The sequence below is a fragment of the Bacillus sp. ISL-7 genome (assembly GCF_018613065.1).
In genome coordinates, this window is sequence record NZ_JAGGQW010000044.1 from 19,266 (window position 1) to 44,411 (window position 25,146).

Here is a 25,146-nt window from a genome sequence, read left to right on the forward strand (position 1 = left end):
GCTCATATCATTTTTTACATTTATAAATACTTAAACTTCTGTTTCAACAAAGGACTGATTTTTACGATAAACCATTGCTTCCATGGTAGCGATCAATTCTTTGTTGCTATATACACGAATGTTATACCATAGCGATGCCGGAAATGATGATTTCAAGGGTGCTGAAAGGGAAGCATGCCAGGATTACATGTATTTCACAAAAAAGGCATTTGTTGTGGAAAATATCATTCGGTCTCGGATTGGATTTGTTCCAGTACGAATCACTGATAAATATTTAGCCATCTATCTAGCAAACATCGAAAAGGATAAAAAAGGTTCAATGGTAATTCGAATCCAACGCCAGGAGTTAAAACCCTTAATTTAGCGTAAATCTAAATGAAAATAATGTTGGAAAAGGATCTTATTGATTAAACTTTGTTTTAGTTTCCTATAGGGAGCATCAAATTTTGAATAGAAATCAGGTCAACCGTTAAGTGGTCGAGAGGAGAGGTAAGGGACGAAAACGGGTACCCACAAGTGTACTAAAAGCGGATGGTTGACGATAAAATGAGGATTGTTATGTATAAGATATCAATCAACTATTATCCTTTTCTCCCTTTTCTAACTCCCAATTGAAAAACACCCACACTGTATGATACGAACCCGAATATAATCATAATAACTTTCTTATGCAATTTCCACAGCAAGGCCACATTAGATGTAAGAGTTCCTTTTGTATGTAAATAATAGAGATAAACAATTAGCAGTGATAGGAAAATAAGAAAGAGAACCTTAAGAAAACGTAAGAAATTTAAATTTTCAAGAGAAGATGTTATCTTTATGTTGTTTTTTGAAGAAGATCTTTTATTTGTTTTTGTTTCGGCCATAAATTTTCCTCTCCCATACTATAATTGAAATTTAATACTTAATTTTATGTTAAATAATTGAAAAAATAGTTATAAACTATATGACGGTTTTCCAATCAGTCGTGATTATTTTGATTATAGAAATTTCTGTTATTTTCATCAAGCTCTATTATAGGAAAAATTATTCTAGGTCGAGACTTTAGTATTGTTCCTTTTAACAATAATATCAAAATATGTTTAAACATATATGATAAAATATACTATATAATATTATTTAAATTATATTTTACTTATAAAAATATTAAAAACAATATTAATGTTTTTAATATATGAGTTAATTTCATAATTGTTTTTTTGAATTTTTAAGCTGGCCGAATTTTCAATGCTATGTTTTTAAAAATTAGGCAGCCAATCTCATTTCTTTCATTTGTTTGTTAATTCGATCTACAGCCAGTTTTGTTGAGTTGTACACAAGAGTAATTAAATCAAAATGAACTTTTGCCTTTTTTCCAGTTCGGTATCGAACATTTTTTAATTGGAAGAACTCTTTTAAATACGCATTCACTCGTTCAACCGCAGTTCTTTGTTTATAAAGTTTTTTCCAAGCTTCAGAACCTCGTCCGGGTGCTGAATATCCTCGAATATCGGTATCAATCTTCATTTTATAGACCTTCTGGCATAGAGAATCATTGGATAATGGGCAGGTTTCACACTCTTTTGGTCTTACGTACTTCAATGAGCGATACTTTTCATCATAATTTTCGTATCGATAAGAATGTTCTCTCACACATGTCGGGGCAAAATGCTCATCAAAGCCAATCATTTCACCTTCATTGCGCTTATTATAGGCGATGATTCCATAAGCTTTCATATTCAGAAGTTGTTGATAGATTGGCACATAGTCATAACCAGCGTCCATAAGACCATAACGAATGGGTAGAGAAGGAAGCCTTTCCTGGATCCCTTTTAGGAGAGGAATGGCTGCTTTTCCATCGTTCAAACTAGCAGAAGTCATCATGGATTGTAAGATATACTGACTGTTTGTTCCCACTGCTAGATGTGCCTTGAAGCCGAACCAAAAGGTATTTTTACCTTCGCTATTTTTCTTAATACCCCAATTGGGCTCCAACGGAGCCTCAGTTCGTAAGGTTTCTAAGCTAATGGGCAATTGGTCTTCTATCGTCTTTTTGTAAATTGATTTTTGATTTTCTCTTTCCTGTACTTCTAATTGAAAGGCTTCTTGTTCAGCCTTTGGTTTGCGTCCACGCTTTTTTGGTTCATGCTTTGGCTTCTTCTCTTGTGGAGTGGAACGGTCTCTAGACTCAAAGTGAGTCGCATCTATTGCCACATCCTCATCACAAACAAAACCTTCTTGAATGGCTTGAAGGAGTAAAGAATCCTGAACCGATTCAAAGGCAGTAGAATCACTTAATTTAGAAGTAAGACGAGAAAAGGATGCTTCACGGAATTCGATCTGAAAATAGAAAGCCACAATCCAAACGAAACATAAAATCCTGAGTAAGACGTTTAATTAGATCTTTAATTGTTGGTATTCTTTCCAGAATACGAGCTACCTGTGCATAAATCATGGCAGGATAATTAAGTTCTGTCGGTGCACCGTAAACAGACTTTTCATTAACTGCAAATAATAATGGTTCAATGTGAGGAGTAGAAAAAACTGCTTCAAAACGTTTAGATGGTTCCAATTCATAAAAATTCTGCATGTCAAACAGGCTTCCTTGTCGTATAATAGACATGGGAGTCAACCTCATTCCATTCTTGATTTTGTTTGTTTGGTCACTTACATTATACAAGAATTTGGGGAGGTACTCCTTTTTTTAACGCTTGGGAGACAAGGGATTGGAAATATGAAATTCATTCATATAACTATTTTATAATGTCTTCCACCAGTAGAGTTAAAAAGTAAAGAGAAAATACATCAATAGCAAGTAATTAAACGTTTTGAATGACTTACATATATTGATATAAATAAATTGATTGAGTTTTCAAACATACACTGGATCCATTTTATTCGAATTAAGATTTTGGGCTTATAGAGAAGGTATTGACGCTGTATTGCAAACTGGTATGCAATTCGTTAGATCAAAAGCGGCATTATCTCTTAGAGCACACTACGCTAAGATGAATCAACGATATAAACACCGATCTTCGAACCGAACCTTTTATATGAGCCTACTAAAAAATTATTTGCCAAAAGGACCCGAATGCTGAATCAAATAAGTGCTGAATCTTACAAAAAATTCATACTTATATAATGTTGGTCCCTTGAATAGTGTAGCAAATAATTACATCAATAGATTAAGGGGTTATACATGGAAAAGAGCAAGCTTCAGCCTTTTTTCCATGTTCTTTTCGTCTCTTTTGTTTCGTTCATATTCTACCAATATATTTAGGAAAGAAAGATAACTGACTTCTTCTTTTTCGGCTTTTGCAAGTATAGCAGGAAGCTCCTTTGAAACTTCCGAAAGGCGGAGAGATATCAGGGCATCCTGAAGTTGTCTGATCTGGTTCATTTGATTCCCTTCATAATGGTGACATACTGGTCAAAAGGTCGCTGTTTTGCCTCTACATTCAATAATGGAAACTCCTCTACATCTGTAGATGTTGGTTTATATTCAGCGGTAGCGCTTGGACTGTTCATCTTAACCTGGCGCTGGCGTTTTCAATCTATTCCTAGTTTCGATAAGAATTTCGTTCATAGGCTTGCTCCCTTCAAAAATTCAACATAATAGATTAATATTCTACTTTTCTTTCGAATATGAAGCACTTTTTCGGGTTCTGGTGCAAAAAGTTTTACACAATTACAAGTAATCTCTAAATCTTGGACATACTGGTACTATTACTCTAGAAAAGGACGTGATCAGTATGGAAAAGCAAAATTTATTTAAGTGGAAACATTATCAGCCAGACATTATTTTGTTAACAGTAAGATGGTACCTACGGTACAACTTAAGCTTTCGTAACATAGTGGAGATGATGGAGGAACGTGGCTTATTCATTGCTCACACAACGATTATGCGTTGGGTACATCAATATGGTCCTGAGTTGGATAAGAGAATCCGTCGCCATCTCAGGCAAACGAATGACTCATGGAGAGTCGATGAGACCTATATCAAGATAAAAGGGGAATGGATGTACCTGTATCGTGCAGTAGATTCCGAAGGAAACACCATTGATTTTTATCTTAGAAAAAATAGAAATGCCCAATCAGCAAAGTGCTTTTTCAAAAAAGCCTTGGCTTCTTCGCATGTATCCTCTCCCCGTATGATCACAGTTGATAAGAATCCAGCGTATCCTGTTGCGATTCAAGAATTACAAGAAGAAAAAAGCATGCCTTCAGGCACGCAAATAAGACAACAGAAGTACTTAAATAATATCATTGAGCAAGATCATCGCTTTATAAAGAAGCGAGTTCGTTCTATGCTAGGATTGAAATCGTTTCGAACTGCCAAAAAGATATTGAGTGGTATGGATGCGATGCATATGCTTCAAAAGAAGCAAGTTTTGTTACGGGAGAAGTCTGTCAAAAACCAGAAAGAATTTATACATCAGTTGTTTGGACTTACAGCATAAGATAGGATTCCAAAAGGAATCTATTCATTTTTTCAAACTTTTATTGTATTTGCACCAGAACCATTTTTTGTAACAACAACTTAAAAATGGTAATTTAAATAGGGATTTGCTCCTAAAAAGTGTTGTAACTTTTGGCAAACTAAAATCTATTATTAGGGAAGAATTTTTTTTCTCTTTCCTACTGTAATCCATACCCGTTCAAAAAAGTACATTTTTTCGAACAGGTATTTTTTGTTCAAAAATGGCCGATTTCAACGTTCGTAAAACTAAAAAAATAATTTACGGACGGTCACTGTTTTTATTATATTTTTACGAACGTTTTATAGTAGAATAAGAGAAATAAGAATTGAAGTGAGGGACAAGAGTGGAATGACATTACGAAAAACATCCAGGCCGACATTGTGGTACTGGATATGCCTTTATTGGATACCACTCAATTTAAAGATAGTCTTTGTATAAAACTCTCCTTTTTTGTGCAGCTGCTAGCTTCTTCAGAAGCTGAAAACGTTAATGTATCAACGATGTGTAAACGATAAAAAACGAACAAAAACCAAGCCCTTAAGTATCAAGGGATTGGCTTTTTCTGTTTCCTGAAATCATCATTATGTTAATTTGAATGTCAATGCGATATACAAGTTTCTAATATTTTGTTCAATAATTATGTATGACGCTTTCGTAGTAACTTTAATTGCCAAGGTAACCAAAAACCAAAAACAATAATGAATACAGGGATAGACCACAGAGTATGCCATCCTTTTAACTTCATATATCCTATTTGAACAAGCATCCATTCAGAAAAGAAGGACACGATCGTAAAAAGGGTAACATATATCCATTTCTTTTCTTGTTTAAAATAGTTAAGAAATATTGTAGCGTAACAGGAAGGGATGATACCCATACTTATCAAATCACCAATTCCTTCTTGCTTTGGGTCACGACCTAGATCAAATACATCTAAGTAATTTAACATAAGGAACACATCTATTACTATTGCTACATAGCCAGTCGTACCAAAGATAAAATAAATTTCTCTCCAACTTAATCGTTTCGGCATGAAAATTATATAAATCAAAGCGACAGTACCTAGAGTAATTGGAAACCATATACCTTTTGCTGACAAATCTAAGTTTTGTGTAATTCCTTCCATAATATGTCTCCTTTATTATTATAAAAAAACAGACATTAATATTTCGTTCTATCTATTGCTGATTGAATATGACCATAAAAGCTTAACATTATTACTTCGTTAAAGTTTGATTGAATGTTAATCAAGAATTCTAAAGAATGGAAAGCTTGGTAATGCACTGCTGCAAAGGACCCTTGCAAGTTGATCTATTTTCGTCATTTTATCTCCTTCTAAGTATTAGCTAGTTTATCATGATCCACTACTTTTGGAGGTTGTTCCATCCACCCATTATCGATCATTATGTTTGCAGCGTCTTCTATAAATTTTAGGACTTCACCTAAAATTCGGAGGTAATTGGTAGATAAATCACGTCTGGAACTTGTTGACAAACTTGTCCCGTAATATCCAATGGCGCCTGCGGCTAGTGCATTTACATGAAACATCATTAGTTTATCGGAAAAAGGGGAAACGGTTGAGTCTAATACTTGGTTATCCCAAGACACAGAAGCTGGAAGGGAATTTTTCATTTAAAACGGAACTATAAATTTCAATATGCTTTGAAGCAATTTCTTTTCCTCTTGAGAAAAAGTTACCCACTTCTTTTGACTTTGCCACTTGACTGAAGCCAATGAATGTTGACATAGCTAACACATTTCTTTGAATATTAGCATAAAGATTCGTTACTTCTAACGTAGTAAGTGATCTACGTTCTCCAAACCATCCAGCTAAAAAGTTTTGTTTTCGAATAAAATCGACTTTTTCAGGAGTCGTAACATATGGCGCTCGTATATAGAGACCTTTAGATAGTATAAAACATTTCCTGTGTTTTTGAGAAGTTTCTTTGAACCATCAATACATTCTGAAAAATAATCAAATACATCAGAACGTGTTGATAATGTCAACGAGATGCTGTAAGCGTTTAACCCTATTGAACTCCATTGTTGTAGATAATAAAGAAAGTAAGAATCCGAAAATAATCGTGGAGCTGTAATATCAACATCTTCTTCTTTAAATCCATATGGAATGGGAATTTTCTCACCGTTAAAGATTAATGTAAGTTTTTTTATGTGTGCCTGTGCTAACTCCAATGCATATTCGACTACAGGACGAATCTCAGGATCCTCTGCTTTTTCCAAAAAGTATTTAAGTACACAAATGGATAGGCTATCATTCATGTAGGCAGACCACAGCTGTGAAATTTCAGCAGACGTTAGTTTAATGTAATTTTCACTATGCATAAGAGATTCTTCCTCCATTAACTTGAAATGAAATCCTCATGTTATCTTTCCTAATCATGTAAATAAATATTTATCGTATTATGAATTCGCATATGATGAGAGAAAAGTCTTGGCCACTTTTAAATTTAAAAAGGTTTATGATTTCATGGAAAAGTAAAAATGAATATTTCTTCATTTTAGTTTAATGATGACAACATCAAGCTAGTGATTAAACTAAGCATATAATATACATTATATTCATCTAAACTATTAAAATCCTTGTTATACTCGTCATGTAATGTTGATTTATGGTTCAATTTGGGATGATTTTTGGAGATTAAAGTATTTGTCCTTTTTCTGAAGATTAACAATAAAATATTCCAACATGACCATCGCATCTTACCTTATATGCTGAGTTTCATAAAACCCTTACTACCTATCGGAAATGTTTCCGGCAATTAATTGATTTATGTTTTGGCAGTATGTTTATTAATCATTTTGAATTATTTTATTTAGAAAATCCTGTATAATCTTTAATATTTATACATTTTTTCGATCTTTGCTTATTGTGTTAACGAAGCAGGTTTGTTTAATAAGAATTTTTAGAAGGGAGTGCTGGTAAACAGGCTTTTTTTTTCTGGTTTGGAGCAGGAAATGCATTTTTGTCTACTTTTCCCAAGGTAAAAGGGAATACTGTTGTTTAGAGTATAACCGAAGTTTAAGAAAGGAAGATAAACAACTTGGAGCAACTTTCTTATAAACAATCATGGTTCGGTAATCTAAAGGGAGACATTCTTTCGGGAATAGTAGTTGCACTTGCATTGATTCCTGAAGCCATTGCTTTTTCCATCATAGCTGGTGTTGATCCAATGGTTGGATTATATGCCTCTTTTACCATTGCGGTTGTTATTTCATTTGTTGGTGGAAGACCTGGAATGATTTCTGCTGCTACAGGGGCAATGGCCTTAGTTTTTACTGAATTAATAAGGGAACATGGACTTCAATATCTTTTAGCTGCCACGATATTATGCGGTGTCTTTCAAATAATATTTGGAATATTTAAATTGTCTCGATATATGAAATTTATCCCACGATCAGTTATGGTTGGTTTTGTTAATGCTTTAGCAATTTTGATTTTTATGGCTCAATTGCAACACTTTGTCGGAGAGTCGTGGATTATCTATGTATTAGTCGGAGCGACTTTAGCCATTATTTATTTGTTTCCGTATATCACTAAGGCCATTCCCTCCACTCTCGTAGCTATAGTAGCAATTACAACTTTAGTGATCATTATGAAGATTGATGTGAGAACTGTAGGTGATATGGGAGCCATTTCACAAACATTACCTACATTTTTAATTCCTCAAATCCCAATTACATTGGATACCTTAATGATTATTCTACCTTATTCACTGGCACTTTCAGTTGTCGGCTTGATAGAATCGCTTTTAACAGCCTCCATTGTCGATGATATGACGGATTCAGGAAGTAATAAAAATGCTGAGTGTAAAGGTCAGGGAATGGCCAACATTGTGGTTGGTTTTTTTGGCGGAATGGCTGGATGTGCAATGATTGGCCAATCTGTTATTAATGTTAAGTCAGGTGGAAGGGGCAGACTTTCGACTTTTATTGCAGGTGTCTTTTTGATGTTTTTAATTGTCGTTTTGGGGAAAATCGTTGTACAGATTCCGATGGTGGCATTGGCTGGTGTCATGATTATGGTATCCATTAGTACATTTGATTGGAATTCTATACGAACACTCCACATACTTCCAAGAAGTGATGCAATCGTGATGATTGTCACTGTCCTAACAGTCGTTTTGACAGATAATCTAGCTATCGGTGTTATTACAGGTATTTTACTTAGTGCCATCTTTTTTGTGTCTAAGATTTCTAAAATTAGTGTAAAAAGTGAAAAGGAAGGGAATAAAAGAACATATCGTGTTAATGGGGAACTATTTTTTGCATCTGTGACGGAGCTTTTAACGAAATTTGATTACAAGGAAAATATCAGAATTGTTGAGATAAATTTAAGCCGTTCCCATGTATGGGATGACTCAGCAGTGGCAGCAGTCGATAAGATTGTTTCAAAATTTGAAGAAAATAATATTATGGTAAATGTAACAGGATTAAACGAGGATAGTACAGAATTAGTAAATAAGTTAGCTAATAAACTGGGAACACATTAAGGGAGGTTATGGGGAATGTACAAAAAAATTGCATTAGCGACAGATGGTTCAGCACACTCAAAAAGAGCAGCAGAAAATGCGATCAATATCGCTAAATGTAGTCCTAATTCCAAAATCGAAGTCTTATATGTTGTTGATCCAGATAGAGTGAAATCTGATGTGCTTAGTAATTGGAATTCGGCTGATATTGGGGACAGCCGTAAAAGCCGAATGAGGGAAGTAGAAAGAATGGCAAAAGAATCGGATGTCTCTTATGATATTAAGATTTTACATGGCGAGCCAGGTCCTGTCATTGTTGATTATGTTAATAAAAATAAGTTTGAAATCGTTATCATAGGAAGCAGGGGACTTAACGCACTTCAAGAATTTGTTTTGGGCAGTGTAAGTCATAAAGTGGCTAAACGTGCAAATTGTCCCGTATTAATAGTTAAATAAATAAACAAAGTAAAAACAGAACGGTTACAATACCATTCTGTTTTTTTAATTTTTTAATCTAATTGACCTTTGCAGCATTCTTAATTAAAAACTTCTGTTTATCAGGTTTCTTTGCGATAGCTGCACTTACGAGCCCGATAATTGGAAAAAACATTAGTAAAAGTAAACTTTCGTTGTAACTATGGAATTTGTCAAAACCTATTCCTAATGGCAAAGGTCCACATGCAGAACCAATAACCATTACCATCATCGCAACCCCGCTAATACTTCCCAGATATTTTCTGCCAAAATAATTGGACCAAACGATATTAAGTGTAATTCGTTCCACTCCGCCGCCAATTCCCCATATTACCCCGAATAGTATTCCTAAAGTGGCACTATTCACTTTGGTTAACAGAAATAAAGTTAGCACTTCCAAAACAAAAACAAAGATTAACAATCGATTGGTACTTACTCTTTCTAATATAAACCCTGATATAAACGAAATTGGGAAGCCTATAATAGCCATTAGACTTAAAACGGTAGCCGCCAGTTGGGGTGATAATTGATTCTGGCCGAAAATGGACAATAAGTGAAAAGTTATCCCTGTATTAACGAGTGCAGGAATACCGACACAAATTAATATCGCCCAAAAAGTCCTAGTCCTCATGGCTTCTTGTAATGTCCAATCATCATCTTGAACGGTTATTGTTTTATCGCTGTGATTATTATTTTTAGAAACAATGATCGGTTTTCCGTCTGGGTGCAAGCCAATATCTTCTGGACGATTTCGTACTATAAAAAAGGCAAGAGGTGCAAATAGAACAATTAATAACACTCCCCATATTTGCCAAGTCGTTTGCCAGCTCGTTAATTTAATTAGCCATGCATTAGCGACTGGGAAAAATGCCGCACTCGCAACACTACCTAATGCCATAAAACTCATGGCACGACCACGCTTTTGAATGAACCATTGGGGAACAAGGGTATTTGGAATAAGTGTCATGCTTCCTTGACCAAATAATCGAATTAAAAAGAATCCAATGGCCATCATCCATGTATTTACGACAAAGCTATTAAAAAAACACGCCAACCCAAGTAATAGGCTAACAATCACCATCATTTTTCTTTGACCTAATTTATCCACCAAGCGACCCATGAACATCATAAGTATGCCTGAACATAATGTGGCAAAAGAATAAAGACTAGAGATCTCCGAACGAGTCCATCCAAAACTTTTTATGTATTCATCAATAAAAACAGAATTGGAATATGTCTGACCAGGACCTGAAAAAAAACTACCTAACCCAGCTATACACACGATGACCCATCCATAATAAAACGTTTGCCTCTTATTTTCACTAATCAAATGATAGCCACTCCCTTCTTTAAATAATTGGTTAAACGCACAAATCCCGGCTAATAAATTTCAAGTTACTCAATTGAATTATACTATAAACCAAAGGTCCCTATATCTTCCAAAAAAATTCTTTCAACACTATAAGTTACCCCGGAAAAGGTAGAAAAACATCGTATAACAAAGGAAGCTTCTCTTGTGTCCGCTTTCATGGCGTTTCACAAATTTGCCACAATCCTTTATACTTTGTTTTGTTAACAACGGACCCGACTTTCATGAGAGTTGAAAGTCAATAAAAAAAAACAAAAGAAAAGGGAGAGGTGCTAAGTTTGAATTTAAGTACAATTAAATATTCATGGTTTGGAAACGTCAAGGGAGATGTGTTAGCAGGTATTGTTGTTGCTCTTGCTTTAATTCCAGAAGCAATTGCATTCTCAATCATTGCAGGTGTGGATCCGATGGTGGGACTGTACGCTTCCTTCTGTATTGCCGTTACTATTGCTTTTGTGGGTGGACGACCTGGAATGATTTCAGCTGCCACGGGTGCAACTGCTTTATTAATGGTAACATTGGTTAAAGACCACGGTTTGCAATATTTACTGGCTGCAACCATCCTAACTGGTGTTTTACAAATAATCATGGGAGCTTTAAAACTAGGTCGTTTGATGAAATTTGTCCCTAGATCGGTAATGACTGGATTTGTTAATGCCCTTGCGATATTAATCTTTTCAGCTCAATTAGTCCAATTTAAAGGGGCATCTTGGCAAATGTATGCGATGGTAGCAGGAGCACTTGCCATTATCTACATCTTACCTCGTTTTACTAAAGCTGTACCTTCACCATTAGTTGCGATTATTGTTATTACAGCAATCTCAATATTTACGGGAAGTGATGTTCGTACAGTTGGGGACATGGGTGAATTGACTTCGAAATTACCTATATTTTTAATTCCTGACATTCCGTTTAACTTTGAGACTTTGCAAATCATTTTTCCTTATTCCTTGTCTATTGCATTGGTAGGACTAGTGGAAACACTTTTAACTGCTTCTATTGTAGATGACATGACAGATACAGAAAGTGATAAAAATAAGGAAGCACGTGGTCAGGGTATCGCTAATATCGTCTCAGGATTATTTGGCGGAATGGCTGGATGTGCGATGATTGGTCAGTCTGTCATCAATGTTAAATCTGGTGGTAGAGGACGTTTATCTACATTTGTTGCAGGTGCTTTTTTATTGACACTAATCATGTTGCTTAAAGGGTTCCTGGTACAAATTCCAATGGCAGCCTTAGTCGGAGTTATGTTCATGGTTTCAATTGGAACATTTGATTGGTCCTGCCTAAAAACATTAAAAAAGGTACCAGTTACTGATACGATTGTTATGATCGTGACTGTTGTTACAGTGGTTAAAACTGACAACCTATCTATGGGTGTTTTAGTCGGAGTAATTTTAAGTGCCATTTTCTTCGCAGCAAAGATTTCAAAAGTAACTGTAACAAGTCTGTCATCAAAAGGTTCTCACAAGAAGGTTTATCATGTATCTGGACAACTCTTCTTTGCTTCTGTAACAGACTTTGTTAACAGCTTTGATTATAAAGAAGCTGTGAGTGAGATTGATATAGATTTGTCCAATGCTCACCTTTGGGATGACTCAGCTGTTGGTGCCATTGATAAAGTGGTTATCAAGTACCATCAAAATGGGGTTAAGGTGAATCTTAAAGGACTAAATACAGAAAGTAATAAACTAATTGATAAAATAGCGGTTCATAACAAGCCAGGTGGGCTTGAGAAAGTTGCTAGTCACTAATATATCGTAAATCATTTTTCAATTGGAGGAGCCTGTCACCAGGGGATATTTATACCCTGGTGACAGGCTTTTTTGCATTTTTTTATGTTTTATACAAATTCTAATAAGATGGAAAGGCGGTATTAAAATGTTAATACTTCAATTAGCCATTATTTTAATTGCATCTAAAATTGCTGGGAGTTTAAGTGTAAGATTGGGGCAGCCATCAGTGCTTGGAAAACTCCTTATTGGGATTGTATTAGGACCATCAATATTAGGCTTGGTGACAGAAACAGAAACCTTAGCAGAATTCAGTCAGATCGGTGTTATACTTTTGATGTTTATAGCTGGGTTAGAAACGGATATAGATGAATTTAAACGAACTGGAAAAGCATCTACCTATGTAGGCCTTGGCGGTATTATCGTTCCACTTGTTTTAGGATCTTTTGCTGGACTGATGTTAAATCTTACATCCGTACAATCCTGGTTTTTAGGGTTATTGCTTTCTGCTACAAGTGTAAGTATCTCCGTTCAAGCATTGAAAGAGATGGGACATTTAAAAACTCGTGAAGGAACGACCATCTTAGGGGCCGCCGTTATTGATGATGTGGTGGTAGTTATAGCTTTGGCATTTTTAATGAGTTTTGCAGGTGGAGATGTCAACTTAACCACAGTAATTTTAAAGAAATTTTTATTTTTCGCAGGAGCCATTATTGTTGGTTGGAAAATCGTTCCTTTGTTTATGAAAAGATTAGCTATTTTAAAGGTAACGGAAACTGTTGTTTCATCTGCTTTAATCATCTGTTTTATTTTTGCATATTTAGCAGAGTACACAGGTGTCGCTGCAATAATTGGAGCGTATATCGCTGGCGTAGCCATAAGCTTAACTGACTTTAAGCACGAGGTATTCGAAAAGATAGAAACCATTAGTTACTCGATATTTGTCCCTGTTTTCTTTACATCCATTGGAGTAACTGCTCATTTTGGCTATTTTGACTAAACTAATTGGTGCATCCATTGGTGCGAAGGTTGCTAGGTTCTCTTGGAACAGTTCGTTCGGCATTGGGGCAGCTATGGTATCTCGTGGTGAAGTTGCATTAATCATTGCAGCTATTGGTTTAGAAACAAAACTGTTGAGTCAAGAAATGTTTGCAGTAATTGTTGTTGTCGTACTTATTACAACGATAGTAACTCCTCCAATGATGAAGATGTTTTTTAATAAGAATTCACAAAAAGAGCTGTCCAATAACTAAAATAACAAAAGCACGCTGAATTTCTCAGCGTGCTTTTTCAAATTCCACCATTACATACCATTACTAATTGACATCCATAATTATTGGAAGGATCATAGGCCGTCTTCCTGTTTCTTTATAAATTAACGGCTCAACATAATTTAAAATTTCCTTTTTTATGTTTCCCCACTGAAGTCTTTCTGCTTCAAGAGATGTTATAGTAGCTGTGTGTGCGGCATCCTTAATTTTTCCTAATAATTCTTCAGATTCTCTCATAAAGACAAATCCTCTTGTAATGATTTCAGGTCCCCTAATAATGGTCTTATTCTTAAAGTCAATGGCTATAACCGCCATTAAAATACCTGATTCTGATAGTTTTTTACGATCCCTAAGTACAATCTCCCCAATATCACCTATTCCTTCACCATCAACGTAAACTGGATCTGCAGGGACACTGCCAGTCAATTTGGCAGTCGTTTCATTGACTTCGAGTATATGCCCATTATCCATTATAAATGAATTGCTGAAAGGCACATCGCATTCCTGTGCTAACTCTACATGTCTTTTTAACATACGGTATTCCCCGTGAATGGGTACAAAAAACTTAGGTTTCATCAATCGAAGCATGAGTTTTAGTTCTTCTTGGGCACCGTGACCTGATGTATGAATTTCAGTGAGCCTGTGATGGATTACATTCGCACCTGCACGACTTAATTGGTCAATAATTTTGTTGATACTAGTTGTGTTACCTGGTATAGGGGAGGATGAAAAAATCACAGTATCTTCTTTCTTTATTGATAGTCTGGGGTGTTTTTTATTTGCAATTCTTGATAAAGCAGCAAAAGGTTCTCCCTGGCTTCCCGTGCAGATAACCAGTATTTGATCATCAGGATATTGGTTAATTTCAGTTTCATCAATTAATGTGTTATCTGGAATGGTTAGATAGCCAAGCTCTTGGCCTATTCTAACCGCTTTTACAAGACTTCTTCCAAGGACAGCAATTTTTCGTTTATTAATAATTGCGGCATCAATTGCTTGTTTAAACCGATACATATTGGAGGCAAAAGTAGCAAAAATGATCCGCCCAGAAATATGATTAAAAAGGTCGTGTATTGTTTGACTTATTTTTCTTTCAGACATTGAAAATCCAGGTATTTCACTATTTGTACTATCTGAAAGTAGGCAGACAACTCCTTCATTACCGATAGCAGCCATTTTAGAAATGTTTGATGGATGACCTAAAGGAGTTAAATCAAACTTAAAATCTCCTGTATGAACTACATTACCTTTTGGAGTTCTGACAACAATACCGTAAGAATCAGGTATGCTATGGGTTGTTCTAAAAAAATCTACTGCAACATTCATAAAAGCAATAGTTTTATCTTCTTCGATTTCATATAGTCTCGCTTTATCCAATAAGCCATGTTCTTTTAGCTTTTCTTTTATTAATTCAATAGCCAATTTTCCTGCATAGATGGGGATGTTTATTTCCTTTAATAAAAAGGGGATACCACCAATATGATCTTCATGACCATGTGTAACGAATAAACCTTTTATTTTATCCTCATTTTCAATCAAATAAGAATAATCTGGGATGACGTAATCAATGCCAAACAACTCATCTCCAGGGAATTTAATACCTGCGTCCACCAGAATAATTTCATTTTGGTATTGAATAACATAAGTATTCTTACCGATTTCACCTAAACCACCAAGTGCAAAAACTTCAATGTTATTATTTTTTAAAATCGCCATTAACCCACTCCGTTCATAATAAACTGTTACTTTAATTCTAACACAGAATTGGGTCTTGCTAAATTTCTTCTATACGTATATTTTTTAATAATAATCCTAATGTGAATAAATTCACTTAAACTAACGGGTGCAAGAGTAAAATATGGAGATCGCTGCGGCGGTCTTTTATGTTTGTTGTGCTAGGGAAGTTAGTTGTACTAGATTATCTTTCGGAGGTAGTCATATAACTAAACAAACTTGTTAAGTATGTTCTTGGTTTAAGTGCTAGTGGCAGTTTAATCGGATAGAAAAAAGGGGAAATCTGTATATTTTTTTATACGAAGTTAAAACTAGTGGGAATACAAAAAATGGAAATTAAATAAAAGGAATTAACTTTATGAATTTTATCTTCGCTATAATTTATGTTTACATAGGGTGGAAATTTGGGAAATGGAAAGAATTCAATAGGTATTACCCAACACTATTGTACCTAATAATTGGTGATTTACTCTCTCAGTATTTATTATTTAATCATACTATGTGGATGTTTCATCCTTATGGAAAAATCGATGAATTACTATTTAATAATCATACATTAATTGCTTTGACAAAAATGGTTATACAATATCCAGTTACTATCGCTATTTTTCTTGGAAGGATGACATCCAGTAAAAAGCAACAATTATTTTCAATTGTTTTATGGTCTGGAATTTATTCGGTTAATACACTAATAGCTTATTTTTTTGGTGTAATCACTTTACATAATGGTTGGAACTGTTGGTGGGATTGTGCTTTTAATGTAATGTTGTTTTCGATGTTATTTATACATTACAAAAAACCAATTTTAGCGTGGATACTTACTGTTTCGATTATATTGGGATTGTGGTGGATTTTTGATGTTCCTTTTTCTGTTCTTAAATAACATTTCATTATAATTTAATATTGCTTTAATAAGTGCGATTCTTCAAGATGAAGGTCGCCTTTTGTTTTTTTCATAAACGAGATTGTGAAATATTACACTTAAACTATCGGGTGCAAGAGTTAAAGAAGATCAGGAACAGTGGAACAATATAATTGACAAGTAAAACCACTTGGGTTATTCCAAGTGGTTTTACTTTGATGCATATGTTTGCTTTATCTATTTAAACGATTTAGCGGTCTCAATTAAATCCACTTTGGACAATTTCTTATTAGATTGTTCAGTATAATATATTAAAGTATATTCTAAATCTCCATCTTTCCATCTTAAAGTCTGTTCTTCTTTACTTGCAATATATTGTCCTTTTCTTTCTCCAATTTTGACTTCTTCAGATTTTGAATTAGAATGACCTTCTTTACCTTTTACTACCAAAAGCTCCAAGTGATTGTTATTTCCCTTCCCATTGGTAAAAAAGTCAAATGTTTTTATGTCTGTTTGGTCTGGAAGTGAATCAAATGAAGCTTTCACATTTTCGAATGGTAATTTTGTTGGCAATTTAGGTTGGAATCCGTAGCCTTTGACTTTTTCTTTTAATTTTGAATTATCAAACGCATATAAGTTGGAGCTGTTAGAACTGCATCCTGCAAACAATAGAAGAACAAAAGTTAATAATATTAATAATTTCTTTTTCAAATTTTCTCCCCCAATATATATTAATCTCTAAATATACTTTAGCATAAAATTCCAGTTGTATTTGTGCTTTTTAAAATAATTTATAAATAACACAGCAATTAGTACCCAATTTCCCATAATGACAATAGCTATTGTAAACTTGTTAATTCCTATGATATTTTTTTACAATGTTTGCTAAAAATGGTGTTACATCAATGAAAAAAGCATACTTCGCACTTCAAAGCCTCCAGGGGCGGCGTGGAGATGTACATTATATGGAAAAATATGGAGTAGTAGCTAACTCCTTTATTTAACTATGCGCCAATACCCATTCGCCCAATAGTATTAAGGGTCCAATCGCTCAGCTGCCAAACGTGCAGGCTTTATTAGGTGAGATGGACTTGGAATTATACAAAGCAAGATTTGCCCTATATGGTACGGCAGAGGCTTACATTGATGAGGATCGTAATAAGGATATTACGAACGAAGCGCTTGTAGCCAAACATATTGTGACAAATTCAGCGATTACAGTTGTCGACAAAGCCATGCGATTAGTCGGAGCAAAAAGCTTACAGCTGACAAATCCACTGCAGCGTTATTACCGAGATGTTCGGGCAGGCCTACATAATCCGCCTATGGATGATCTAACCATTTCAAAATTAGCTCAAACAGCTATTCATCAATATGAATCTAAGGGAGGAAAAGACAATGAAAATGAAAAAAGTTTTTAAAATCGCCGCTACAGGAATAGCTTTAGTAACTCTAATAGCAGGTTGCGGCTCAAATACAACAACCGGCGCAAAATCGGATTCAGGAGATGCTGGGAAAGAAGTTAGAAAAGTAAAAGTAGCGTTTGATCAAGGCGGTAAACCAATAGGATACGTAGATGAAAAGGGAAACCCAACTGGATATGAAATTGAAGTCATGAAATTAGTTGATAAGGCACTGCCAGAATACGAATTCCAATATGTGCCAACATCAAGTGAAGACTTATTGATAGGGGTTCAACAAGGCAAATATCAAGTAGGTGTAAAAAATGCCTGGTTTACAGAGGAAAGAACGAAGAGTTATATTTTCCCTAAAGAATTCCTCGGACTTAGCGGCGTTGGCCTTTTGTTAAAAAAGGAAAATGAAGATATAAAAGATTTATCAGATTTTGCTAAAGCTAATCTTTCTTTAGCTCCTATTGCTGCAAGTAATGCTCAATATACCATTGTGGATGAATATAACCAAGCCAATCCAGACAATAAAGTTAACCTGGAAGCCGGAGATGCATTCTCAGTGGATGTCGTTCAATGGGTAAATGAAGGACGTGTAGATGGAGGCATTTATTTGGGAGCAACGTATGAAAAGCAAGTTCTTGCAAAGGATGGTCCTTATCATAATTTAGCAAATGACCTTGTTTATAATGAGTTTGCGGTTGTCAAAACGTGGCCATTATTCAACAAAAAAGAACAAGAATTTGCAGATGCCTACGATCAAGCCATCAAGAAAATAAAAGAGGAAAAGAAGACAAACAAACTGATGGTTAAGTTCTATAATACTGATTTATTTAAACTATTGGATACTGTAAAAAGGTAACCATCTAAAAAGAGGTGGAATATGCAAACGTATTTTGATAGTGCCTACATTTGGGGAGCATTGCCACAACTTCTTTCGTTTTTACACGTAACCTTTATGGTTGCAGGTCTATCGGTTTTGTTCGGTACGATTCTAGGATTTATCTTAGCCGTAATGAAACTCGGAACGAGTACGGCTGCCAGAAAAATCGCCAATGGGTATACCACCATTTTAAGGTGTACCCCCTCTATTGTTCTTTTATTTTTAGTGTATTACGGGCTTCCGGCAATAGCCAGTAACTTTGGTATAGACCTTAATCATCTTCACACTTCGATTTATGTTGTGATTACCTTTTCGCTGCAATTTGGGGCCATCATGTCTGAGGTGATGAGAACGGCTTATGAAGCGATCGACCGGGGGCAATATGAGGCAGCGGTTAGTGTCGGGCTTAGTCCTGCCCAGGCATTTCGGAGAATTCTGTTGCCGCAAGCATTTGTTGTCGCATTGCCCAATTTCGGCAACAGCCTCCTTGAATTAATGAAAGAAGGATCATTAGCGTATACCATTGGTTTGGTTGATATTATGGGAAAAGCAAGTCTTATTATTTCAAATAACTATAATTCTCATTCGTTAGAAATTTATCTTGCCTTATCTCTTATATACTGGGTTTTATCCATTTTGATTGAACAGTTCTTTTCAAAGTTAGAAAAGATTTTTAGTAAAGGTAAACTGGTTATAAAAACGACATAGGGGGTGACAGCATGTCGGTCGGATTGGATGTTCCATTTTTAGTAAAAACCTTTTTTGTTGCATTATCTGGAGTGCCTATAGCCTTACTCATTACGATTGTCTCCTTACTCATTGCTCTGCCTTTAGGATTTTTGCTCGCCTTATCGCGGATTAATCGAATTCCAGTGATAAGCCAGTTGGCACGAGTCTCTGTTTCGTTTGTGAGAGGGACTCCTGTCATTGTTCAAATTTTTATTATTTTTACAAGTGTTCCTCTACTATTGGCTCCCATATTCGAGAAATATCATGTTAAAACGAGTATCTCATTCTTTTTCTTGACATGGGATTTTTATTTAAATACAATATTTCTATAAATACTGAAATAAGTATTTATATTTTTTGGAAGGGGGTCATCCTTGGTGAATGATGATATTGCAGTAAAAGTCTATAAGGCACTGGGTGAAACAACACGTTTACAAATTGTTAAAGTTTTAGCAAAACAACCGGAATTAGCTTGCCATGAAATGAAAAATCAAATAAAAGTGTCGGCCAATTCAACTTTGACACATCATTTAAAACCATTACTCGATTGCGGATTGCTTTCCGTTCGCAAAGAGGGAACCTTCCGATATTATAGTTTACAACGAGAAATCCTTGAACAATACGCTCCCGCTTTACTTTAAACAGAAAGCGGAAAATTTTTAATCTATATTTCAGTATTTATAGAAATACCGAATAATAGAATTGAATGGGGGAAAATTATATGAGTCAACTTAGCAAAGATTATAATGGGAATCTGAAAAATGGTTTAGAAAGTAAACTTTTTGAACCTATAAAAATGGGAGCATGGAATTTACGCTCTCGTACGGCGATGGCTCCTTTAACAAGATGTTTTGCTGATGATCAAACTGGCGTAGTTGGAGATGATGTGGTGGAATATTATCGAAAACGTGCTGCTGACGGAATCGGATTAATTATTTCAGAAGGAACAGTAATTAGTCCTAGAGGAAAAGGCTATCCTGGAATTCCTGGAATTTATTCTGAGGAACAAATTAAAGGGTGGAAAAAAGTAACTGATGCTGTGCATAAAGAAGGCGGTACGATGATTGCACAAATTTGGCATGTAGGACGCTTATCACATCATGAACTTGCAGGTAACTTGCCACCTCAAGCCCCATCGGCCATTCCTGCTGAAGGATTAGTATCTCGTTTTCGTAAGCCATATGATATCCCTGAAGAGATGACAATTGCGAATATAAGGGAAGTTGTAAGTCAATATGCGCAGGCGGCAAAAAATACAATCGAAGCTGGATTTGATGGGGTAGAAATTCATGCTGCACACGGATATTTAATCGATCAATTTAATTCAGAAATAACGAATCATCGCACTGATCAATATGGAGGTAATCTGGCACAAAGATTAACATTCATGAAAGAAGTAATAAGAGCAGTTATAGATGCCATTGGTACTGAGAGAACGATGATTCGATTTTCTGCTCATAAAGCTGATGTTCCAAACTATATGTGGGAAGATCCAGAAACGGCCATTCGTACATTTGTTGAAGCATTTAATGAAGTTGGCGCTACTTTACTACATCCATCAATCATGCAATTTAATAGAGTTCTTGCTGATGGAAAAACAATGCATCAATTAGTACGCAAATATTGGGACGGACTGATTGTTGGGGTAGGCAGTCTAGATCCGGAAATGGCTGAACAAGCTTTAGAAGAAGGGACAATTGACGTTGCAGCATTTGGACGTCCATTAATTTCAAATCCCAACTTTCTTCATCGTTTGAAAAATGGTGAAGAATTAGAAGAATACGATGCAAAGAAACATCTAAATATTTTAGTATAAATAGTTAATCCATATGAAAATGGAAAAATAGAGGAAGCTTTTGATTGAGCTTCTTTTTATCAATTTGGTATTTCGGTATTTATAGAAATATTAAATTAATGTAAAAAAATGGAGAGGGAGATTATACATGTCAAATAACGGGAAGATTTATATTTTAGCAATGATTAGTTTTTTAGTCGGTACATCCCAATATATCATTACAGGTATTTTAGATAAAATGGCAGATGCTTTAAGTATTTCTATTGAAGCTGCTGGTCAACTTATTACCGTTTATTCGCTAGCTTATGCCATAGGTACACCTATTCTAATGGCATTATTGGCTAAAATGGAAAGACGTAGGTTACTTATTTATTCTTTGAGTTTCTTTATACTAGGGAATATACTCTCAGTAATCATGCCTGGTTATGGCTTGTTTATGATTGCTCGAATTATTATGGCTTTAAGTACAGGGGTAGCAGTTGTTACTGTTTTAAGTTTAGCAGCAAAAATTGCACCTGCAGATAAAAAAGCAAGTTCAATTGCAACTGTTGTTATGGGATTTACAACTTCGTTAATAATTGGTGTACCTATTGGTAGATTTATTACATCTGCTTATGGGTGGAAATTTGTCTTTCTTGGTGTTGCTCTTTTAGTGTTTATTGCAATATTTATCATTTTAAATTCAATCCCACGAATAATGGGGGATGAACCAATTCCTTTAACTAAACAAATTGTAATGTTGAAAAGACCTAAAATTACTCTAGGTTTATCAATAACGTTCTTCTTAATGGCAGGATATGGAGTTGTATTTACTTATTTATCTCCTTATCTTATCAATACTGTTGGAATGAGTGATCACCTTTTAAGTATAGCTTTACTTGCTCTTGGAATCGCTAGCTTATTTGGATCTAAATTCGGAGGCTTCAGTGCAGATAGATGGGGTATAGTGATTACCTTAAAAAGTGGATTAGTACTTAATATTGTTTCGATGATCTTGCTTTCATTCGTATCAAATTCTTTAATCGCAGTTTTTATGATTCTTATCATTTGGTCATTTGCAGGGTGGTCTTCAGGTGCTACACAACAATATAATTTAGCAACAATTCATCCAGAATCTTCTGATGTCTTACTAGGTCTGAATCAGTCAATGATGCAATTAGGATTCGCAGTTGGGGCAGGTCTAGGAGGGATAGTAGTAGGGCAATTATCAGTATCATCGATCACTTGGTTTGGAGCTTTAGGAGTTGTGTTTGCTCTAGTTACAACCTTTGGCTTATCACGTTTCTTGATTCGTGAAAATGTAGTTAATCAAAGTTTTAGAGCTCATAAAAGAGCGTAATCTAATTTCGAATAAATGAACTTACTCCTGTACAAATATGTAAAATCACTACTGGAGCGTTGTAACGTTCAATTGATCGGCATGGAAATATCAAGGAAAGGTTGAGTGATAAATCCGTATCTCATTATAAAGAAATATATAGGAGAACTTGGGATGGATGCAAACGACTTTGCAGCACATAGTTTAAGAAGTGGATTATCAACAAGCGTAGCAATGATGGGAATGACAGAAATAGCAATTATGAAACAAACAGGTCATAAAACTAGGGAAATGGTTGATCGATATGTTCAGGCTGGTCTACGTTATAAAAACAATGTAAGCAGCATTTTAAAAAACTTATAACTTCCAATTTTCAGTGTGTTGGAGATTTCGAAATTATCTTTTCTATTATGTACAACTACCCACCTAAATTGAAAGGCTTCTTGTTCAGCCTTTGGTTTGCGTCCACGCTTTTTTGGTTCATGATTAGGCTTTTTCTCTTGTGGAGTAGAACGGTCTCTAGACTCAAAATGAGTCGCATCTATAGCCACAGCCTCATCACAAACAAACCCTTCTTGAATGGCTTGAAGAAGTAAAGAATTCTGAACCGATTCAAGGGCAGTAGAATCACTTAATTTAGAAGTAAGACGAGAAAAGGAAGCTTCGGACGGAATTCGATCCGAAAATAGAAAGCCACAATCCAAACGAAACATAAAATCCTGAGTAAGGCGTTTAATTAGATCTTTAATTGTTGGTATTCTTTCAAGAATACGAGCTACCAGTGCATAAATCATGGCAGGATAATTAAGTTCTGTCGGTGCACCGTAAACTGACTTTTTATTAACTGCAAATAATAATGGTTCCATGTGAAGAGTTGAAAAAACTGCCTCAAAACGTTTAGATGGTTCCAAATTATAAAAATCCTGCATGTCAAACAGGCTTCCTTGTCGTATAATAGACATGGGAGTCAACCTCATTTCCATTCTTGTTTTTGTACGTTTGGTCACTACATTATACAAGAATTTGGGGAGGTACTCCTTTTTTCATGCCCTGAAACGCTTGGGGGACAAGGGATTGGAATTATGAAATTTATTCAAATGTTAACATTTTAGACTGGTTCACTGCTAACTTGTGAATTTAAATCATGGATTTTCACTCTATTTTGTTTACGAAAATGCTAAGTTCCGATAATATATAGTTATCGGAACTTAAAACCGGAAAAAACAGCCGTTAAGGAGGTTCGATTATGTTAACTGAAAGTGGGAAATTTCTTCAGATTGACAAAGAAAAACTGGAAAAAATTAAATTCTACATACAAAACTCTAAAAGTAAGAACACCCAGAGAAGTTACGCGTCGGACTGGAAGCATTTCACAGAGTGGTGTGAGTTGAATGGGCGAGATCCTCTTCCGGCATCTGCTGGCACGCTTTGCCTTTATTTATCGGAATTGGCAACGACACATAAATATTCGACCATACGAAGACGAGTTTCTTCTATTAATATGGCGCATAAATTCAAACATCATCTTCCACCTTCCAAGGAAGTTGAGGTTCAAGCCTTATTGGAAGGAATTAAAAGAGAGATCGGTACTCGGCAAGAACCGAAAAAGGCGTTGATGCTACAGGTCCTTCCGGCCTTAATCGATAAGATTGACACATCGACTCTTATTGGAATACGAGATAAAACTATTCTTTTATTAGGTTTTGCCCTGGCAAGCCGACGTTCAGAATTGGTATCTATTAATATAGAAGATTTAGAAATCAACGACCTTGGGATGGACGTAAGAGTTCGCGAAACTAAAACGAAAAATGATGATTTTATAAAAGGCGTTGTTTATACGTACAATGAATATTGTCCAGTTAAAGCAACTAAAGAATGGATTAAAATAAGTAAAATCAATACAGGAGCGTTATTTCGTTCCATTGATCGACATGGAAATATCAAGGAACGGTTGAGTGATAAATCCGTAGCACTAATCATAAAGAAATATATCGGGGAACTTGGGATGGATGAAAATGATTTTGCAGCACATAGTTTGAGAAGCGGACTGTCGACAAGTGCTGCTATGATGGGCATGACGGAAATTGCGATTATGAAACAAACTGGACATAAAACTAGGGAAATGGTTGATCGCTACGTTCAGGCAGGTCTACGATATAAAAATAACGCCAGTAGCATTTTGAAAAATTTATAATTTACAATTTTTAGTGTGTTGGAGATTTACATTTAAACGAAATTATCTTTTCTTTTATGTACAACAACCCACATAATTTCGTTACATGCTAATTATTAGAAAATTAATGCAATTGGAATTAGTGGAAGGAAAATGGCAAGTTTCATAACCAATCAATTTAGGAAAAAAGAGGTATCTGTTCCCGGGAAAATTGGTAGATTATTCGTTTATGCGGTGCTAGTAACATTCAATTTGTCACATTCTATAATCTCACCAAAAGCTATTATTAATGGTTTGTTTTAGGACTATGTTTATAAGTTTGTTGGGTCGATTAGAAAAACTTATGAGATAAAAGTAATTACTTGGGTTTTTCATGCACGCCTGTTTCTAATTTTTTTAGTTTACACATTTATTTACTGCGAAAGCTTTATCCCCAGTTCAAA

The 25,146-nt window shown here is 35.2% G+C and carries 22 protein-coding genes and 5 pseudogenes; 17 read left to right on the top strand and 10 right to left on the bottom strand.

All coding sequences use genetic code 11. From position 1 onward, the window contains the following. Positions 1-100 precede the first annotated feature (100 nt). A complete protein-coding gene (locus tag J7E66_RS17735; protein WP_215002256.1) occupies positions 101-364 on the top strand; it encodes a hypothetical protein in 264 nt (87 codons plus the stop codon). Positions 365-1,245: 881 nt separating this feature from the next. Here the strand turns inward: J7E66_RS17735 and J7E66_RS17740 are convergent. Then, positions 1,246-2,602 (bottom strand): annotated as a pseudogene (locus J7E66_RS17740) (transposase). A 570-nt stretch (positions 2,603-3,172) separates the two neighbouring features. Continuing rightward, entirely contained in the window at positions 3,173-3,379 is a 207-nt protein-coding gene (locus J7E66_RS17745; protein WP_215002259.1) for an ATP-binding protein, read from the bottom strand. Between the two features lie 352 nt (positions 3,380-3,731). On the opposite strand from J7E66_RS17745, the gene J7E66_RS17750 reads away from it, so the two are divergent. Further along, positions 3,732-4,439, top strand: coding sequence for an IS6 family transposase (locus tag J7E66_RS17750; protein ID WP_215002261.1), 708 nt, complete (start codon positions 3,732-3,734; stop codon positions 4,437-4,439). 359 nt (positions 4,440-4,798) lie between these two features. Next, positions 4,799-4,895 (top strand): annotated as a pseudogene (locus tag J7E66_RS32915) (recombinase family protein); the annotation flags it as partial. A gap of 202 nt (positions 4,896-5,097) precedes the next feature. On the opposite strand, the gene J7E66_RS17755 reads toward J7E66_RS32915, so the two are convergent. From J7E66_RS17755 to J7E66_RS32640, 4 genes are all read right to left on the bottom strand, one after another. Further along, entirely contained in the window at positions 5,098-5,586 is a 489-nt protein-coding gene (locus tag J7E66_RS17755) for a hypothetical protein (RefSeq protein WP_215002262.1), read from the bottom strand. 209 nt (positions 5,587-5,795) lie between these two features. Then, positions 5,796-6,092, bottom strand: a complete 297-nt coding sequence (locus J7E66_RS32630; RefSeq protein WP_308162536.1) for a DUF3231 family protein — start codon at positions 6,090-6,092, stop codon at positions 5,796-5,798. Next, entirely contained in the window at positions 6,055-6,375 is a 321-nt protein-coding gene (locus tag J7E66_RS32635) for a DUF3231 family protein (RefSeq protein WP_308162540.1), read from the bottom strand. The genes J7E66_RS32630 and J7E66_RS32635 overlap by 38 nt, the downstream gene beginning before the upstream one ends. Next, positions 6,291-6,803: a DUF3231 family protein gene (locus J7E66_RS32640; protein WP_308162537.1), complete on the bottom strand. Its 513-nt coding sequence runs from the start codon at positions 6,801-6,803 to the stop codon at positions 6,291-6,293. Before J7E66_RS32640 ends, J7E66_RS32635 begins: the two co-directional genes overlap by 85 nt. A gap of 719 nt (positions 6,804-7,522) precedes the next feature. Between J7E66_RS32640 and J7E66_RS17765 the strand changes: the two genes are divergently transcribed. Further along, positions 7,523-8,971, top strand: a complete 1,449-nt coding sequence (locus J7E66_RS17765; RefSeq protein WP_215002265.1) for a SulP family inorganic anion transporter — start codon at positions 7,523-7,525, stop codon at positions 8,969-8,971. Between the two features lie 15 nt (positions 8,972-8,986). Then, on the top strand, positions 8,987-9,406 hold the full coding sequence (locus tag J7E66_RS17770; RefSeq protein ID WP_215002267.1) for a universal stress protein: 420 nt from the start codon (positions 8,987-8,989) through the stop codon (positions 9,404-9,406). A gap of 58 nt (positions 9,407-9,464) precedes the next feature. Here J7E66_RS17770 and J7E66_RS17775 read toward each other — a convergent pair whose 3' ends face one another. Beyond that, a complete protein-coding gene (locus tag J7E66_RS17775) occupies positions 9,465-10,754 on the bottom strand; it encodes an MFS transporter (RefSeq protein ID WP_251032983.1) in 1,290 nt (429 codons plus the stop codon). Positions 10,755-11,071: 317 nt separating this feature from the next. Here J7E66_RS17775 and J7E66_RS17780 point away from each other — a divergent pair, with 317 nt between their 5' ends. After that, entirely contained in the window at positions 11,072-12,550 is a 1,479-nt protein-coding gene (locus J7E66_RS17780) for a SulP family inorganic anion transporter (protein WP_215002269.1), read from the top strand. 127 nt (positions 12,551-12,677) lie between these two features. Continuing rightward, positions 12,678-13,782: pseudogene (locus J7E66_RS17785) on the top strand (cation:proton antiporter). A 63-nt stretch (positions 13,783-13,845) separates the two neighbouring features. On the opposite strand, the gene rnjA reads toward J7E66_RS17785, so the two are convergent. After that, the gene (gene rnjA / locus J7E66_RS17790; RefSeq protein WP_215002271.1) at positions 13,846-15,516 is read right to left on the bottom strand and encodes a ribonuclease J1; all 1,671 of its coding nucleotides are present in this window, start codon (positions 15,514-15,516) and stop codon (positions 13,846-13,848) included. 376 nt (positions 15,517-15,892) lie between these two features. On the opposite strand from rnjA, the gene J7E66_RS17795 reads away from it, so the two are divergent. Next, the gene (locus J7E66_RS17795; protein ID WP_215002273.1) at positions 15,893-16,417 is read left to right on the top strand and encodes a hypothetical protein; all 525 of its coding nucleotides are present in this window, start codon (positions 15,893-15,895) and stop codon (positions 16,415-16,417) included. A gap of 216 nt (positions 16,418-16,633) precedes the next feature. On the opposite strand, the gene J7E66_RS17800 is transcribed toward J7E66_RS17795, so the two are convergent. Continuing rightward, positions 16,634-17,107, bottom strand: coding sequence for a DUF4367 domain-containing protein (locus tag J7E66_RS17800; protein WP_215002275.1), 474 nt, complete (start codon positions 17,105-17,107; stop codon positions 16,634-16,636). A 299-nt stretch (positions 17,108-17,406) separates the two neighbouring features. On the opposite strand from J7E66_RS17800, the pseudogene J7E66_RS17805 reads away from it, so the two are divergent. The 8 genes and pseudogenes from J7E66_RS17805 to J7E66_RS17840 form a co-directional block, all read left to right on the top strand. Continuing rightward, positions 17,407-17,817 (top strand): annotated as a pseudogene (locus J7E66_RS17805) (acyl-CoA dehydrogenase family protein); the annotation flags it as partial. After that, on the top strand, positions 17,795-18,667 hold the full coding sequence (locus J7E66_RS17810; protein WP_215002277.1) for a transporter substrate-binding domain-containing protein: 873 nt from the start codon (positions 17,795-17,797) through the stop codon (positions 18,665-18,667). The pseudogene J7E66_RS17805 and the gene J7E66_RS17810, both read left to right, overlap by 23 nt. Before the next feature lie 21 nt (positions 18,668-18,688). Beyond that, the gene (locus J7E66_RS17815) at positions 18,689-19,396 is read left to right on the top strand and encodes an amino acid ABC transporter permease (protein ID WP_215002279.1); all 708 of its coding nucleotides are present in this window, start codon (positions 18,689-18,691) and stop codon (positions 19,394-19,396) included. Between the two features lie 11 nt (positions 19,397-19,407). Next, the gene (locus J7E66_RS17820; protein WP_251032984.1) at positions 19,408-19,749 is read left to right on the top strand and encodes an ABC transporter permease subunit; all 342 of its coding nucleotides are present in this window, start codon (positions 19,408-19,410) and stop codon (positions 19,747-19,749) included. A gap of 45 nt (positions 19,750-19,794) precedes the next feature. Then, positions 19,795-20,058 (top strand): ArsR/SmtB family transcription factor, encoded by a 264-nt coding sequence (locus tag J7E66_RS17825; protein ID WP_215002344.1) that lies wholly within the window; start codon positions 19,795-19,797, stop codon positions 20,056-20,058. Positions 20,059-20,138: 80 nt separating this feature from the next. Then, positions 20,139-21,233 (top strand): alkene reductase, encoded by a 1,095-nt coding sequence (locus tag J7E66_RS17830; protein WP_251032987.1) that lies wholly within the window; start codon positions 20,139-20,141, stop codon positions 21,231-21,233. Between the two features lie 127 nt (positions 21,234-21,360). Then, positions 21,361-22,551, top strand: coding sequence for an MFS transporter (locus tag J7E66_RS17835; RefSeq protein WP_215002283.1), 1,191 nt, complete (start codon positions 21,361-21,363; stop codon positions 22,549-22,551). Between the two features lie 105 nt (positions 22,552-22,656). Continuing rightward, positions 22,657-22,893 carry a tyrosine-type recombinase/integrase gene (locus J7E66_RS17840; RefSeq protein WP_374103861.1) on the top strand — a complete coding sequence of 79 codons (237 nt, stop codon included), beginning with the start codon at positions 22,657-22,659 and terminating at the stop codon, positions 22,891-22,893. 56 nt (positions 22,894-22,949) lie between these two features. On the opposite strand, the pseudogene J7E66_RS17845 reads toward J7E66_RS17840, so the two are convergent. Further along, positions 22,950-23,492, bottom strand: a pseudogene (locus J7E66_RS17845) (transposase); the annotation flags it as partial. 284 nt (positions 23,493-23,776) lie between these two features. Between J7E66_RS17845 and J7E66_RS17850 the strand changes: the two are divergent. Further along, a complete protein-coding gene (locus J7E66_RS17850) occupies positions 23,777-24,724 on the top strand; it encodes a site-specific integrase (RefSeq protein WP_215002289.1) in 948 nt (315 codons plus the stop codon). The last annotated feature ends 422 nt before the right edge of the window (positions 24,725-25,146 follow it).